We start from the raw sequence: 15852 nt of genomic DNA on the forward strand, positions 1-15852 counted from the left end.
GCTCTCCCTGTTGTCGGGCGGGGGCCTAGCAAAGCGCGCGGACGATGCACGAGTCTTTTCGATGGATTGCATGGGCCAGCCGGTTATGGTCGATTCCATGGCGATCCCCCGCATCGTGATCTTCGCGCGCCTACCGGTGCCGGGCGAATGCAAGACGCGGCTGATTCCCGAATACGGGCCGGAAGGGGCGACCAAGATTTATCGCTCGCTGCTACTTCACACGGTCGAGCAGGCGCTCAAGAGCGGGTTACCGGTGGAGATCCGGACCACCGGCGGGTGCGCTGCCGAGTTCCGCAAATTGCTCGGAGACGGTCCGACCTTCGTCCCGCAGGGAGATGGCGATCTCGGGGCGAAGCTCGCGCGGGTAGAGCACCCAGCGCTAGTCGTCGGTAGCGATTGTCCCGGCGTGATCCCCAACCTGTTCGTCGCCGCCGCAACCGCGCTGGCGGAGCGCGAAGTGGTTATCGGGCCCGCGAGCGATGGGGGATACTATCTGATCGGCTTCAACCGCGACGTGGCCTTCCTGTTCGATGACATGGAATGGAGCACCGATCGGGTGTTCGAGGAGACGATGGCGCGGCTCGCTCAGGCGCAAGTCGCACCCGCCGTCCTGCCTGAGCTTGCCGATGTCGACGAGCCGGAAGACCTCGCCGACTGGCCCGAATTCGGACCATGAGCCTGACGCTCGTCATCCCGGTGCTCGACGAGGCTAAGGCGCTGCCAGCATTGGTCGAACAGGTCGCTGCGCTCGATCCTCAGCCGCTCGAGATCCTGCTGATCGATGGCGGCAGCGCCGACGAGACGGTTCGCATCGCGCAGGCCGCCGGATGGCGCGTGCTCGATTGCGAACGGGGCCGGGCGAAGCAGATCAATGCCGGGGTCGCCGCCGCAAGCGGCGACAAGGTCTGCGTGCTCCACGCCGATACCGAGCCGCCGCGCGATCTCGTCGCGGTGGTCGAAGATACGCTTTCCGATGACCGCATTTCACTCGCCGGGTTCACCACCGTGCTGCGCGGGCGGGACAAGACCCGTTGGGGCACCTCGTTCCACAACTGGATCAAGACCTGGTACGCGCCGCTTTTCCTGCGCCCGCACCTGTTCTTCAGGGGCGTGCGGCTGCTGTTCGGCGACCACGCGATGTTCTTCCGCAAGGCGCAGTTCCTTGCCGCCGGCGGCTGCGACCCCGGAACGCCGGTGATGGAGGAAGCCGACCTTTGCATCCGCATGGCCGAATATGGCCGGGTTAAGCTGGTTCCGCGGGTGATCTACACCTCGGACCGTCGCGTGGCCGAATGGGGCGCGCTGAAGGCCAACTGGATATATTTCAAGGTCGGCATGATGTGGGCCTTCGGCGCGCGCGAACGGCTCGCCAATCACTACCCCGACATTCGGTGAGTGTCCGCACCGGACAGGAACCCCGCCTCGATGCAGTGATCGATCAGCAACTCCAGATAGGCCCGATCCGTCGCACGCGATTCCAGTCCGGTCAGCGCGCGCAAGGCGCTATCGTCGAACTGCGGGTCGCGCTGGAAATAGCTGGCATATAGCCCCGCGATCCGACCGTAAAGCCGCCGCTCGAGCGGCGGCAACGCTCCGGCATCGAACGCGTCCGGCGAGACCAGGGCGGGCCGGGAAAATTGCTCGTAGCCGCCAATCGCACTGGAGAAATCCTGCACCGAGACCGGCGCGCCTGAGACGAGGTGGAAGGTGCCGCCGCGCGCGGCATCCCAGAGCGTCACCAGCGCCGTCAAGCCGCCCGCGACATGATCGATCGGGACGAAATCGAGCGTTGCGTCGGCGCGCGCCTCCATTTGCTTCACGCGCCCCTCGGCGATCAGCTTGAACGCGGCATAGATCGTGTCGAACTGGCGGATTGCCCCGGTCTTGCTGTCGCCGGTGACGATCGACGGGCGCGCGATCGCATGCGGCAAACCGCTGGCGCTCACCAGCCGCTCGGCTCCGGCTTTCGAACGTTCGTAGCCATTGGCGAAGCCGGTTTCCGGGAGCGGATCGCCCTCGCGGATCGTCCCGTCGCGCGTCCCGCAGACATAGGCGGTCGAAACGTAAAGCAGCCCACAGTCGCCCAACCGTGCCAGTTCGATGACGTTGGCGGTGCCCTGCGTGTTGGTGCGGTGGTATTCCGCATCGGAGAGGTCGAAACGCACTGTCGCCGCGCAATGGACGATCAGGTCGTGCGCTTCCGCCAGAACCTTCGCTTCATCATCCGCAAAGCCCAGCAGCGGCTCGGTGATATCGCAGCCAAGCACCCCCGCGACCGGGACCAACGCGCCGCTATTCGCGCGGATCTCGCGGTTGCGATGGACCAACGCGGTGACTTCGTGACCCGCCGCGACGAGGCGCGCCGCGAGTTCGCCGCCGATCAGCCCGGCGGCCCCGGTGAGCAGGATCTTCATCAGCAGCAGGCCGCCGGGGTGGCCGGAACATCGCCCTGCCCCGCGCCGAACGGCATCGCGATGCCGCAATCGGGGAAAACGCCGTAATGAGTCGAGAAATCACCGAAGAATTCGAAGTGCTCGGCAAAGCGCGTTTCGGCGAGCATCTTCCAACTATTGCCGCAGATCGGGAACATCCGCCCGGCCTCGATATGGTGGTGCGCGTCGAGCTCGAACACGCGTTCCTGCCCCGGCACCGTGCCCTTGTAGCGCACCGCCTGCCCGTAATCTTCGCATTGGGTTTCGAGCCCGTCGAGCTTGAACAGGCGATAGGTCGCCGAATGGAAGGCGATCCCGTCGAGCTTGGCCGCCACCGCCGGATCGCCGATGCCCAGCGGGCGGGAGGTCACCATCCGCGGATCGCGAAAGCCCGCCTCCTTGGCGAGCGCGACGAAATCGCCCCAGTAGAGCGCTCCCGACAGGCATTCGCCATGCAGCACCGGATCGTCCTTCAGGACCTCGGGCACGCGGCGTTCGGCATAGACGTCGGAAAAATACATCTCGCCGCCAGGCTTGAGCAACCGATGCGCAGCCTCGAATACCGCCGCCTTGTCCGCGACGAGGTTGATCACACAGTTGGAAACCATCACGTCGAAGTTGTTTGCCGCGAGGTCGAGATCGGCCAGCTTCTCGATATCGCCTTCTAGGAAGCGAACGTTGCTTTTCGCATAGCCGAAGCGCTCGCGTTGCCAGTCCTCGTGCTGGCGCGCGACCGCGAGCTGTTCGGGGGTGACATCGACCCCGGTCACCGAGCCAGTCTCGCCGACGAATTGCGCGAGGATATAGGCATCCTGCCCGCTGCCCGAGCCGAGATCGAGCACGTGCGCACCCTCGATCGCCTGGGGGGCGACAAGCCCGCAGCCGTAATAACGCGCGCGCACATCCTCGTGCACGTTGCGCATCGCGGCCATCACTGCCGGCGGCGGAGCCTCGGCGGTGCAGCAGGCGTCGGTTTTCAGGTCGTCGGACCCGGCCAACACCTTGCCGTAGTAATCGCGCGAATTTTCCAGGTTCATGAAACCGCTTGGCCCCTCATTGCGAATAAGACAGTGAACGTTGATACGGCGCCTATCCATGAAAGGTTTCGGGAACACGCATGAAATTTACGCATGACGCGATCGTCATCGGTGGCGGTGCCGCCGGATTGACGGCGGCAGGGGGCTGCGCGCTGTTCGGGCTGAAGGTCGCGTTGATCGAAGCGGGCGAAATGGGCGGAGAGTGCCTCAACAATGGCTGCGTGCCGTCGAAGGCCCTCATCACCGCGTCGCGCCGCGCCGCCGAGGCGCGCGAGCCCACCCGCTTCGGAGTGACTCTGGCAGCGCCGCAGATCGACTATTCGGGCGTGCACAAGCACATCCACGACGCCATCGCCGCGATCGCCCCGCACGATTCGCAGGAGCGCTTCGAGGAAATGGGTTGCGAGGTGATCCGCGACCATGCGCGGCTGGTGGACAGGCACACGGTCGAGGTCGGCGGACGTCAGATTAGCGCGCCGCGGATCGTGCTCGCGACCGGATCGAAGCCGCTCGTCCCGCCGATCGAGGGGATCGAAAGCGTCCCTTATCTCACCAACGAGAACCTGTTCGATCTGGACGAGCGCCCCGACCACCTCGTGATCGTCGGCGGCGGTGTGATCGGGATGGAAATGGCGCAGGCATTCCGCCGTCTCGGCTCCGAAGTGACCGTGATCGAACCCGAAGCGCTGCTGGCGCGCGACGACAGGGAGAATGTCGCGGTGGTGGTCGAGGCGATGAAGGCCGAGGGCGTGCGCTTCGTGACAGGGCTCGCGAAAGGAGTGTCGGGCGGTCCGGGCGCAATCTCGGTTGCGATCGACAATGGCGAGAACGTTGACGGGACCCACCTGTTGGTCGCGGTCGGGCGTAAAGCGAATATCGACGGCTTGAATCTCGAAGCCGTCGGCATCGAGCGCGGCCGCGACGGCATCGTCGTCGATGACCGGCGCCGTACTTCGGTGACCAACATCTACGCGATCGGCGATTGTCGCGCGGGACCGCGATTGACGCATGTCTCGGGCTATGAGGGCTCGAACGTCGCGCTCGAGATTACGCTCGGCCTGCCGGCCAAGGTCGATTATTCGGCCCTGCCCTGGTGCACCTTCACCGAGCCCGAAGTCGCGCAGATCGGCCTCACCGAAAAGGACGCGCGCGCGAAACACGGCGATGCGATCCGCGTGGTGACCGAGACCTTCCACGACAACGAACGCGCGCTTGCCGAGGGCAATGACGCCGGCCGAGCGAAGGTGATCTTCAAGGGCAAGAAGGTGATCGGCGCGAGCCTGGTGGGCAGGAATGCCGGCGAGTTGCTGTTACCTTATTCGCAGCTGATCACCGGCAAGGCATCGAGTTTTGCGATGGGCAGCGCGATCATCGCCTATCCGACCCGCAGCGAGATCACCAAGGCCGCCGCCTTCGCCGCGTGGGAGCCGACCGTGTTCGGCAAATGGCCGAAGAAATGGGCGCGGTTCGTTTCGAACATGAGAAAGCGTTTCGCATGAGTACCCGCACCCTAGGCCGCACGAAGAGTCGCAACGCGCGGACCGGCCCCTCGCCTTTCGCGGCCGATGCCCCCGCGCTCCCGCCCGCCAAGTTCACCGATCCCGACTGGACAGCGCAGCGCGAGCCGCGCGCATCGGTGCCGCTGATCGAGCTCGAAACGCTGTGGCTCAACACCGGCACGCTGTGCAATCTCGCCTGCGCGACCTGCTATATCGAGAGCAGCCCTACCAACGATGCGCTGGTCTATCTTTCGGCCGAGCATGCGGCGGAATTCTATGGCGAAGCGCAGGGCATGGGCACCAAGGAAATCGGCTTCACCGGCGGCGAACCGTTTATGAACCCAGCCTTCCTGCCAATGCTGACCGACGCGCTCGAACGCGGGTTCGAGGCGCTGGTGCTGACCAACGCGATGAGGCCGATGCGGCGCCACGAGGAGGCGCTGCTGGTGCTCCGCGAACGCTTTGGCGACAAGCTCACCCTGCGCGTCAGCCTCGATCACCATACCAAGGCCGGGCACGAGGGCGAACGCGGGCCGAACAGCTGGGAGGTGGGTCTCGACGGGCTACGCTGGTTGTCCGAGCACGGTTTCTCGATCGCGGTCGCCGGGCGCTTGTTGCCGGGCGAAGGCATGCCGGAGGCGCGCGCAGGCTATGCTGCGCTGTTTAAGCGCGAGGGTATCGCGATCGATCCGCAGAACCCGGCGCGGCTCGTGCTCTTTCCCGAAATGGACGAGACCAAGGACATTGCCGAGATCACCACCGGTTGCTGGGACATCCTCGGCAAGTCGCCAGCCGACATCATGTGCGCCACCAGCCGCATGGTGGTGCACCGCAAGGGCGAGGAGCGACCGCGTGTCGCGGCCTGCACGCTGATCCCCTACGACGAGGAATTCGACCTTGGCGACACGCTCGCCGAAGCTTCCCACCCCGTGAAACTCAACCACCCGCATTGCGCGCGCTTCTGCGTTCTCGGCGGCGCGAGCTGCTCGGCCTAGTCCTCATTCTCCGTTCGTACTGAGCCTGCCGAAGTACGCACGCCCCCAACGCCCTTCGACAGGCTCAGGGCGAACGGACTTAGAAACTATCTACGCCGCGTCCTTCGCGGGACAATATTTCGCCAGGTACTGCTGGTGGGTGGGCATGTGCTGGGTCAGCCAGCGGATCGATTGCTCGATCCCGTCGATCTCGCCCTTGAGCGCGGCGAGCTTCGACGGGTCGACCATGATGTTGTGGCCTTCCATCGCGATCCCCTGCCCCATCATCACCGCGGCCCAGCTGGTCTCGGTGAAGAGCTCGTCCTCCTCGCGGAAGATCTGCCCATTGTGGCGGAACAGCTCGATCTTCTCGGTCAGGCTGTCGGGCACCGACATGGTGCGGCAGTAATTCCAGAATTCCGAATCGGTCCGCTCGGTCGCCTTGTAGTGGAGGATCAGGAAGTCGCGGATGCGCTCGTATTCCTTGAGCGTGAAGCGATTGAACGCATCTTCCTGCGCCTGCGTTATCCCGTTGGAAGACAGCAGCGAGACGAGCTTGTTGAGCCCGGTATTGATGAGGTGGATCGAGGTCGATTCGAGTGGCTCCATGAAGCCCGCCGATAGCCCGAGTGCGACGACGTTCCTGTTCCAGAACTTCTTCCGATGGCCGGTGACGAAGCGCAAATGATTCGGATCGGCCTGCGGCTTGCCGGCTATGTTGCCCACCAGGATATCGGTTGCCTCGTCGGCTTCCATGAACTGGCTGCAATAGACGTGGCCGTTGCCGTTGCGGTGTTGCAGCGGGACCTGCCACTGCCAGCCGGCGCTGTGCGCGGTAGCGCGGGTATAGGGCAATGGCGGCGAACCGTCGTCGCGCCCGCAGGGCAGCGCGACCGCCCTGTCGCAGGGCAGCCAATGGGTCCATTCCTCGTAGCCGGTCTCGAGCGCCTGCTCGATCAGCAGTCCGCGAAACCCGGTGCAGTCGATGAACAGGTCGCCGGAAATCTCCTGCCCGCCTTCGAGCGTGATCGAGAATACGAAGCCGCTCTCGGGATCGAGATTGACCTCGGACACCTTGCCCTCCTGCCGCACCACGCCGCGATCCTCGGCGAATTTCCTGAGGAATTTGGCATAGCGACCGGCATCGAGGTGATAGGCGTAATTGCTCGGCGGGAGGTCGCCGCTCTTCTGGTAGTCCTCGGTCCGCGCGAACTTGCCGAAATGCGCGGCGATTGTTTCCAGGTTGAATACCTGGATCGGGCGCTTGTCGCCGGCTTCCTTCATCGCGTGCCAGATATGGTGGAAGGACACGCCGTCGATCTCGTAACCGTAATTGCCGAACGGGTGGATGTAGCTGTCGCCGAGCTTGCCCCAGTTGACGAACTGGATGCCAAGCTTGAACGTGCCGCCGACCGCGGCGAGCATTTCGGCCTCGCTGATCCCGAGCAACTTATTGAAATCGACGAAGGGTGGGATCGTCGCCTCGCCCACGCCGACCGTGCCGATCGCTTCCGATTCGACCAGCGTGACGTTTATCCCGCGCCCCTTGCCCATGCGCGACAGCACCGCCGCCGCCATCCAGCCCGCGGTCCCGCCGCCCACGATCACGATATTTTCGATTGCCATTGAACCCTCTTCCCTCACGCCTTCCTTGCCATTTTACGATCCCGCAGGCCAGAGCCTGTGGCCGCAACGCAACGCCCCGTTGTTAACGTTCATTTTGCCGCTTGTGAACGCTAACATTGTAGCATAGGTGTGATCCGGGAACTTGGCGGGATTCGTCTCGCCCATACGGGATGTCTAGGGAGGATCCATGTCCGTTAAGCTTATTTCGCGCGGCCCGCGGTCGCGTCGCTATGCCGCACTTGCCACTGCATCGAGCCTGGCGCTCGCCGCCGTGTCGCAGCCTGCGTTCGCACAGGACGCCGACGAGGAGGACGACGCCACCGAGCAGGAAAGCCCTGCCGGTACGCCTGAAACGCTCGACCCGGAAAACAAGGTCATCATCACCGGCATCCGCCAGTCGCTGCAGACCGCGCAGGACATCAAGCGCGATGCCGATACCGTGGTCGACGTCATCAGCGCCGAGGACATCGGCGCGCTGGCCGACCGGTCGGTCGCCGAAGCACTGCAGCGCGTCCCCGGCGTCAATATCTCGCGTTTCGAACAGCGCGACGACCCCGACCGCTTCTCGGTCGAAGGTTCGAACGTCATCATCCGCGGCCTGCCCTACGTCCTCTCGACGCTGAACGGCCGCGACATCTTCTCCGCAAATGGCGGTCGCTCGCTGTCGTTCAACGACGTCTCGCCCGAACTGCTCGGACGGGTCGAGGTCTACAAGAACGTCTCCGCCGACATGATCGACGGCAACATCTCGGGCCTCGTCAATCTTGTCACCCGCAAGCCGCTTGACCAGCTCGGCTTCAAGATCGCGGGCACGATCGAGGCCAATTACGGCGATCTCGCCGAAGAGTGGGCACCGGGCTTCTCGGGCCTCGTGTCGAACACCTGGGAGACCGCCGGCGGCAGCACGATCGGCCTGCAGGCGGGATACGCCCAGCAGGAATTGATCACCCGCACCGACGCCTCGCAGATAACCGACCCGTGCTATCGCGCCGATACGCTCGACGGTCCCTGCTTCCGAATCGTCAATGTCGGGTCGGGCGGCTACACCGGCGATCCGAACTTCAATTCGTCGAACTTCCCGCCTGCCGGCAGCGTCGTCGTCCCCAAGGGTGCGGGTGTCCGCACCACCGACCTGACGCGCGATCGCCAGGCCTATTCCTTCGTCGGCCAGTTCGAGAGCGCCGACCAGCGCTTCCTGTTCACCGCGGAATACCTCCGCGCCGAAACGCAGTCGACGCTCGACGAATTCGCCGCGCTGGCTTTGGTCAACGATGACGGCCTGTTCCCGATTCCGGCCGGACCGGTCACGATTACCGACGGCATCTTCCAGTCGGGCACGCTCACGCAGGCCCAGCCGTTCAACGGCGGCCGCGGCATCCCGACCGAGCTGCTGCGCTTCCAGCGCGAAGACGAGGCCTTCACGCAGGACATCTCGGTCGATCTCGACTTCACGCCGACCGATCGGCTGCGCTTCAATTTCGAAGGGCAGTACATCTCGTCGGGCCGCCAGGAAGCCGGCCAGATCGGTGCGATGCAGACCTACACCGACCTGTTCATCGACAATACCGGCGAAACGCCGATCGTGCAGTTCTTCGAGCCGAACACGACGACGTCCGACGCCGCCTATTTCAACGACGACACCCGCACCTTCTACTGGTTCCTGCTCGACAACCAGGTCGATAACGAGGCCGACCTCTACTCGATGCGCGCCGATGTCGAATACGACATCAGCGACACCGGCTTCTTCCGCACCGCCAAGTTCGGCGCGCGCTTCGCCGATCGCAATCGCACGACGCGCAGCGCCAATTTCTCCAACTGGGGCAATCTCGGTGCACCGTGGACCGGTCGCAACGGCAACTGGAACTGTGCCGACTTCCAGGCCTTCGGCTGCGGCGGCGCCTACGTGTTCGACTTCCCGAACTCGGCTCAGGTCCGCAATCCCTTCGGCGACAACTTCCAGCGCGGCAATGCGCCGATCCCGATGGGCAACGGCTCGGCCTTCTATTTCGGCGGCGACAACCTCGTCGAGGAATACCTGAACGGCACGGTCGACCAGGTCGCCGATGCGATCAACGCCTTCACGCTGACGCCGAACCCCTACGGTACGATCGGTACGCGCTCGGGCGTGGTTCCGGGCACCGTGTTCCTGCCGGGTGAGATTTCCGACGTCGGCGAATCGACCGACGCGTATTACGCACGGCTCGATTTCGGCACCTTCTTCGACAATGGCTGGGACCTGTCGGGTAATATCGGCGTGCGCTACGTCGACACCACGATCCGCACCGGCGGGGAAATCAACTTCCCGTTCGCGAACTTCTTCGACACCAATGGCGACAATGCCGTCAGCGTCGCGGAAATCGATGCCGCCTGCGCCCAGGCGCAGCAGCAACAGCCCAACGCGCAGCTGCCCGGCTACTGCGGCCTGACCGCCGCACGGAAGGCCGAATTCGCTTCGGTCTTCACCGGCGAGACGATCCCCGACAACGCCAATATCAGCTTCGATAACTGGCTGCCGAGCTTCAACGTCAAGCTCGACACCGGAACCGGCTTCGTCTTCCGCGCCGCCGCTTCGAAGGGTATCTCGCGTCCCGACCTGGCAGCCTTCCGCACGGGCGGTGCAATCTTCGACAACACCAACGACCTGCGGCAGGCCGGCTTCCTCGATAGCGGACCGCTGTTCCAGATCTTCACCGGCAACCGTTTGCTGACGCCGATCGAGAGCTGGAACTACGACATCAGCCTCGAATACTACTTCGCCGAGGTCGGCTCGATCACCGCGGCGCTGTTCCAGAAGGATTTCGACAATCTCTTCGGTGACGGCCCGACGATCCGCAGCTTCACCAGCCCTTCGGGGGTTACCACCGACGTCGAGGTCAACGGTCCGATCAACTTCGGCGAAGCGCGCCTGCGCGGGATCGAAGTGGCGTATCAGCACGCGTGGGATTTCCTCCCGGCGCCGCTCGACGGGCTCGGCACCCAGCTGACCTACACCTATATCGACAGCCAAGATTTCAGCAGCTCGGGCGACGTGTTCGGCGACCTGCCGCAGCCCGGCGTTTCCGAGCACACGGTCAACGCCGTGCTGTTCTACGACAAGGGTCCGCTGTCGGCCCGCGCCGCCTACAACTGGCGGTCGGACTTCCTCCAGACGCCGCGCGACGTGATCTTCCCGTTCTCGCCGATCTACGGGGAATCGACCGGGCAACTCGATGCGTCGATCTTCTACGAGCTGACCGACAACATCAAAATCGGCGCGCAGGGCGTGAACCTGCTCGACGAGGTCACGCGGACGAGCCAGGTGGTCGATTTCGACGGGACGCGGATCACGCGCTCGGCGTTCCGCAACGACCGTCGCTTTACCTTCCTCGTGCGCTTCGACTTCTAAGGTCGGGTGCGCCTGGTCCACAGCGGGAAGGCGGGTCCCCACCGAAAGGTCGGGACCCGTTTTCTTTTCCGTCGTGACCGCATACGGGTAGTTCGGGTGCCCGGGGGCTTGGACAGCCACCGATATGCCGGGCCAATCGATGGGGGATCAAGATGGCGCGTCGCCGCCAGTCGGTAACAATCAAGCATGTCGCCGCCGATGCGGGAGTTTCCCTGCAGACGGTCAGTCGCGTCATCAACAATGAACCCAATGTCCGCCCGGCGATGAAGGAGCGCGTCCAGGCGAGCATCGACAAGCTCGGCTACGTGCCCTCGATCGCGGCCCAGCGGATGAGCGGGTCGCGGTCCTACCTGATCCTCGCGATCAACGACCGAGAGCGCACGATTGCCGACTGGACCGCTCGCCAGGGCGGCGATTGGGTCGACCAGATGCTGCTCGGCGGGATGCTGACCGCGAGCGAGCACGGCTATCGCATGCTGATCGAACTGGTCGACACGCATGACGACCATGTCGAGCGGGAACTGGGCGCGGCGCTGAGCGCGCTGCACCCCGATGGCGTGGTGCTGACCCCGCCCCACTCGGAAAATTCCCAGATCACCGGCCTGCTAGCCGAACGCGGTATCCGCTTTGCCCGGATTGGGTCGAAGGAGCCGGGCCCGGGTATCGCGATGACGATGGACGACGACGGCGCGGCGGAAGAAGCGACCCGCCACCTGCTCGAACTCGGCCACACTCGTATCGGCTTCATCGCCGGTTCCGAGGAGTACAGCCTCTCCGACTGGCGCAAGGCGGGGTGGGAACGGACGATGGGCGAAGCGGGCCTCGATTGCGACGATCTTTGCGTCCGCGGCGATTTCGGATTCGACAGCGGTCTTGCCGCGGCGCGCAAACTGCTGGCGCTCGACGACCGCCCGACCGCGATCATCGGTTCGAGCGACCAGATGACGCTCGCGACGCTCGAGGTCGCGCACGAACAGGGGCTCGAGGTCCCGCGCGACCTTTCGCTGATCAGCTTCGACAACACCCCGATCGTGCGCTTTTCCAACCCCAAGCTGACCGCGATCGACCAGCCGATCGCGAAGACGATCGCGCGTGCGGTCGAACTGCTGATCGATCGCGATGGGGACGAGGTCGAGCAGCCGGTGGTCGTATCGGGCGAGCTCGTGGTGCGCCAGTCGACCGCCGCGCCGCCCTCCGGCACGTGACGTGTGACTGACCAACCACGCCAGGCGCTGCGCTTCCTGTGGCTCTACGCGCTGGCGGCTGCCGGTGGCGCGGTCGCCTACGTTCCGTTCCTGACGATCCTGCTGCCGGTGCGGATGAGCGAATTGTCGGGCGCCGAGGACGTCGAACCGCTGGCCTACGCCGCCTTTGCGGGCGCGATCGCCGCCAGCCTCGCCAATATCGCCTTCGGCGGGCTGAGCGATCGGACGGGCTCGCGACGCGGCTGGATCCTCGGCGGACTGGCGCTGTCCTCGATCCTGCTCGTCTCGGTCCGTACAACCGACGATATCGCCGCGCTGATCGCGCTGATCGTGCTGTGGCAATTGGCGCTCAACATGATGTTGGCCCCGCTCGCCGCCTGGGCGGGCGATCTCGTGCCCGATGCGCAGAAAGGCTTTCTCGGCGGGCTGCTCGCCTTCGCCCCGGCCGCCGGCGCGCTCGCAGGCGCGGTGGTGACATGGCCGGGCCTCGCCGATGCCGACGGACGGCTGGTGCTCGTCGTTGCGATGGCCGCCGCGATGGTGCTCCCGGTCCTGCTGGTAGGGCGCCCGGTGCCGATGCCGCAACTGATGGTCCCCGTACCGGCCTCGACGCGAACCGACCGCCCGCGATCGCTCGTCGCGCGCATGTGGATGGCCCGCCTGCTGGTCCAGCTCTCCGAAGCCGCCTTGTTCGCCTATTTGCTCTACTGGTTCCGCAGCATCGACGCCTCTGTCACCGACAGCGATACCGCGCGCATCTTCAGCCTGGTGCTGGTCGCCGCGGTGCCGTTTTCGCTTCTCGCGGGGCGCTGGTCGGACCGCGTCGACCGACCGATCCTGCCGCTCGCAGTGACCGCGGCAGTCGCGAGCCTCGGCCTGGTGCTGATGGCGCTGGCCGAAACACGCGAGGCGGCGATCGGGGGCTATATCCTGTTCGGCCTCGTCGCCTCGATCTTCCTTGCGCTGCATTCGGCGCAGACGCTGCGGGTCCTGCCCCGACCGCAGACGCGCGGGCGCGATCTCGGCTTCTTCAACCTGACCAACACCACGCCCTCGCTGATCATGCCGTGGCTGACGCTGTCGCTGGTCCCCGGTTTCGGCTTCGACGCGCTCTTCACCGTACTTGCCGCCCTCGCACTCCTCGCCAGCCTGCTGCTCGCCACCGCGCGTACCCGCGGCTGAACCATATCGGCGCTTGCCTTCGCCTCCGCACCGTGCCAATCCCTCCAATTGGGAACGTTCTCATTCGTGAGAATCAGGAGGATTTAAAAGCATGGTCGGTCGTCTTCTCGCATCGGGGGCGTGTCTTGCGCTGGCAGCATGTGCAGCGCAGCCCGGAACCGTGGCATCGACGGGCGGTTCGCAAACTGCGGCAAGCCAGGCCAGCGTTGACGCACGTGTCGCGGACATGCTCTCGCGGATGAGCCTCGAACGCAAGGTCGCGCAGCTGATCCAGCCGCAGGTCAATTCCTTCACTCCCGAGGACATGGCGCGCTACCGCTTCGGCAGTTATCTCAATGGCGGCAATGGCGGCCCTTATGGCGACGAATTCGCCGCCGCTTCGGAATGGCTGCGCTATGCCGACGAAATGTACCTCGCCTCGACCCGGCCACTGCCGGGCGACGAGCCGGTCATTCCCACGATCTGGGGCACCGATGCCGTGCACGGCCACACCAATATCGTCGGCGCGACGATCTTCCCGCACAATATCGGGCTCGGCGCGACCCGCGACACCGATCTGGTCCGCCGGATCGGTGCGGCCACCGCGACCGAGATCGAGGTTACCGGGATCGACTGGAACTTCTCGCCCACCGTCGCGGTCGCGCGCGACGATCGCTGGGGTCGGACTTACGAAAGCTATTCCGAAGACCCGCAGATCGTCGCCCGGATGGGCGCGGCGCTGGTCGAAGGGCTGCAGGGCCGCCCGGGCGCTGGCGACTTCCTCGGCGATGGCCGGGTGGTCGCGACCGCCAAGCACTTCTTCGCCGATGGCGGCACCGACCAGGGCGTCGACCAGGGCGACGTCAACGGCGATATCGACGCGCTGAAGGCGATCCACGCGGTCCCCTACCCCGCCGCAATCGATGCCGGGGTCGAAGTCGTGATGGCGAGCTTCAACTCGATCAACGGCGTGAAAATGCACGGCAATCGCGCGCTGCTGACCGGCGTGCTGCGCGAGGAGATGGGCTTCGAGGGCGTGGTCGTGGGCGACTGGAACGGACACGGCCAGATCGCCGGCTGCACGGTCGATAATTGCCCGCAGGCGCTCAATGCCGGGCTCGATATCTACATGGTGCCCGACGACTGGAAGGCTCTGCTCGAAAACCTCGTGCGCCAGGTCGAGAACGGCACGATCGCGATGGCTCGGCTCGACGAGGCAGTCGGCCGCGTACTGCGCATGAAGATCCGCATGGGCCTGTTCGATCGCGACGCGAGGAAGCCGTCCGAGCGTGCCAATGCCGGAGAATGGGGCAAGCTCGGCATGGCCCCGCACCGCGATCTCGCGCGCGAAGCGGTCGCCAAGTCGCAGGTCATCCTCAAGAACAACGGCGTGCTGCCGCTCAAGCAGGGCGCGAAGGTGATCGTCGCAGGCAGCGCGGCCGACGATATCGCGCAGGCCGCGGGCGGCTGGACGCTGACCTGGCAGGGCGGCGGCGAGCTCGACAATTCCTATTTCCCCAACGCCACCTCGATCTACGCCGCGATCGCCGAAGAGGCGCGCGCGCAGGGCGGCAGCGCCACCCTGTCGGCCGATGGCAACGCGACGATCGGCGACCATGACGTCGCGATCGTGGTGTTCGGCGAGGAACCCTATGCCGAGTTCGTCGGCGACCGGAAGACCATGGTATTCGAGGACACCGAGGGCCTCGAATTACTGCGCAAGTACGAGGCAGCGGGTGTGCCCACCGTGGCGCTGTTCCTGTCGGGCCGCCCGCTGTGGATGAACCGCGAGATCAACGCCTCCGACGCGTTCGTCGCGTCGTGGCTGCCGGGCAGCGAAGGCGGCGGCGTGTCGGACATCCTGTTCGGCAAGCGCGAAGCGACCGGGCGACTGTCCTTTAGCTGGCCCGCCGAGTGCGGCGGTGCCCCGGTCAACGGTCCCGGGGGTGCGCTTTTCCGCGTCGGTTACGGCCGCTCGCTCACCGACACCGCCCCGCTCGCCGAACTGTCGGAGGAATGCAGCTATCTGGCGCAGGGCTCGGCGGCGACCTGGTACGATCTCGGCCGGCTCGCCAGCGGCATCACCGCCTATGCCGGCGAGACCCGCCTTCCGAACCTGCGTGGAGAAGGTGCCGGCGTGGTCGCCCGCGGTGTGGACAAGGACCGGCAGGAAGACGCGCGCGAAGTGGTGTTCGGCCCCGGAGCGACCTTGTCGCTGACGCAGGCCGGCGAAGGCAAAGGCGATTACCGCATCCTCTATGACCTGCCGGCGCAGCCCGCGGGCAAGGTCACGCTGACCGTCGGCGAGACCGAGATCGACATCACGCGCAATTTCGCGCTGAGCGCGGGCAAGGGCTGGCGCGAGATGATCATCACCGAACGATGCGCGCCCGAGCTCGGCGACCGCATCGCGATCACCTCCGACGCGCCGCTAACGTTGAAGATCGCGCGAATCGTGCGGCAGGACATGCCCGAGGGCGCCGAGTGTTCGTTCTGATCGCCCGTGATCGGACTGACATGAATTGATTTGGAC

General features: G+C 65.2%; 11 protein-coding genes. 8 read left to right on the plus strand and 3 right to left on the minus strand.

Annotation, left to right across the window (positions count from 1 at the left end):
* The first annotated feature begins 70 nt into the window (after positions 1-70).
* Complete coding sequence (locus tag IEW49_RS09985; protein ID WP_229658156.1) at positions 71-676, plus strand: TIGR04282 family arsenosugar biosynthesis glycosyltransferase; 606 nt, start codon at positions 71-73, stop codon at positions 674-676.
* Positions 673-1395: a glycosyltransferase gene (locus tag IEW49_RS09990; protein ID WP_188642535.1), complete on the plus strand. Its 723-nt coding sequence runs from the start codon at positions 673-675 to the stop codon at positions 1393-1395. The genes IEW49_RS09985 and IEW49_RS09990 overlap by 4 nt, the downstream gene beginning before the upstream one ends.
* On the opposite strand, the gene IEW49_RS09995 is transcribed toward IEW49_RS09990, so the two are convergent.
* Positions 1377-2414 (minus strand): SDR family oxidoreductase, encoded by a 1038-nt coding sequence (locus IEW49_RS09995; RefSeq protein ID WP_188642536.1) that lies wholly within the window; start codon positions 2412-2414, stop codon positions 1377-1379. The genes IEW49_RS09990 and IEW49_RS09995 overlap by 19 nt on opposite strands.
* The gene (locus IEW49_RS10000) at positions 2414-3469 is read right to left on the minus strand and encodes a methyltransferase domain-containing protein (RefSeq protein WP_188642537.1); all 1056 of its coding nucleotides are present in this window, start codon (positions 3467-3469) and stop codon (positions 2414-2416) included. Before IEW49_RS10000 ends, IEW49_RS09995 begins: the two co-directional genes overlap by 1 nt.
* Positions 3470-3549: 80 nt before the next feature.
* Here IEW49_RS10000 and IEW49_RS10005 point away from each other — a divergent pair, with 80 nt between their 5' ends.
* Entirely contained in the window at positions 3550-4968 is a 1419-nt protein-coding gene (locus tag IEW49_RS10005; protein WP_188642538.1) for a dihydrolipoyl dehydrogenase family protein, read from the plus strand.
* Positions 4965-5963, plus strand: coding sequence for a radical SAM protein (locus IEW49_RS10010; RefSeq protein WP_188642539.1), 999 nt, complete (start codon positions 4965-4967; stop codon positions 5961-5963). Before IEW49_RS10005 ends, IEW49_RS10010 begins: the two co-directional genes overlap by 4 nt.
* 90 nt (positions 5964-6053) lie before the next feature.
* Here the strand turns inward: IEW49_RS10010 and IEW49_RS10015 are convergent, their stop codons facing one another.
* Positions 6054-7568, minus strand: coding sequence for a tryptophan halogenase family protein (locus IEW49_RS10015; protein WP_188642540.1), 1515 nt, complete (start codon positions 7566-7568; stop codon positions 6054-6056).
* Positions 7569-7755: 187 nt separating this feature from the next.
* Between IEW49_RS10015 and IEW49_RS10020 the strand changes: the two genes are divergently transcribed.
* The 4 genes from IEW49_RS10020 to IEW49_RS10035 all read left to right on the plus strand — a co-directional run bounded on the left by IEW49_RS10020 (position 7756) and on the right by IEW49_RS10035 (position 15816).
* Complete coding sequence (locus IEW49_RS10020; RefSeq protein WP_188642541.1) at positions 7756-10953, plus strand: TonB-dependent receptor; 3198 nt, start codon at positions 7756-7758, stop codon at positions 10951-10953.
* Between the two features lie 152 nt (positions 10954-11105).
* Positions 11106-12158, plus strand: a complete 1053-nt coding sequence (locus IEW49_RS10025; protein WP_188642542.1) for a LacI family DNA-binding transcriptional regulator — start codon at positions 11106-11108, stop codon at positions 12156-12158.
* A 3-nt stretch (positions 12159-12161) separates the two neighbouring features.
* The gene (locus tag IEW49_RS10030; RefSeq protein WP_188642543.1) at positions 12162-13340 is read left to right on the plus strand and encodes an MFS transporter; all 1179 of its coding nucleotides are present in this window, start codon (positions 12162-12164) and stop codon (positions 13338-13340) included.
* 160 nt (positions 13341-13500) lie between these two features.
* Positions 13501-15816 (plus strand): glycoside hydrolase family 3 protein, encoded by a 2316-nt coding sequence (locus IEW49_RS10035; RefSeq protein WP_229658157.1) that lies wholly within the window; start codon positions 13501-13503, stop codon positions 15814-15816.
* Positions 15817-15852 lie beyond the last annotated feature (36 nt).

The sequence above is a fragment of the Pseudoblastomonas marina genome (assembly GCF_014641655.1).
Classification (GTDB): Bacteria; Pseudomonadota; Alphaproteobacteria; order Sphingomonadales; family Sphingomonadaceae; genus Alteriqipengyuania_A; species Alteriqipengyuania_A marina.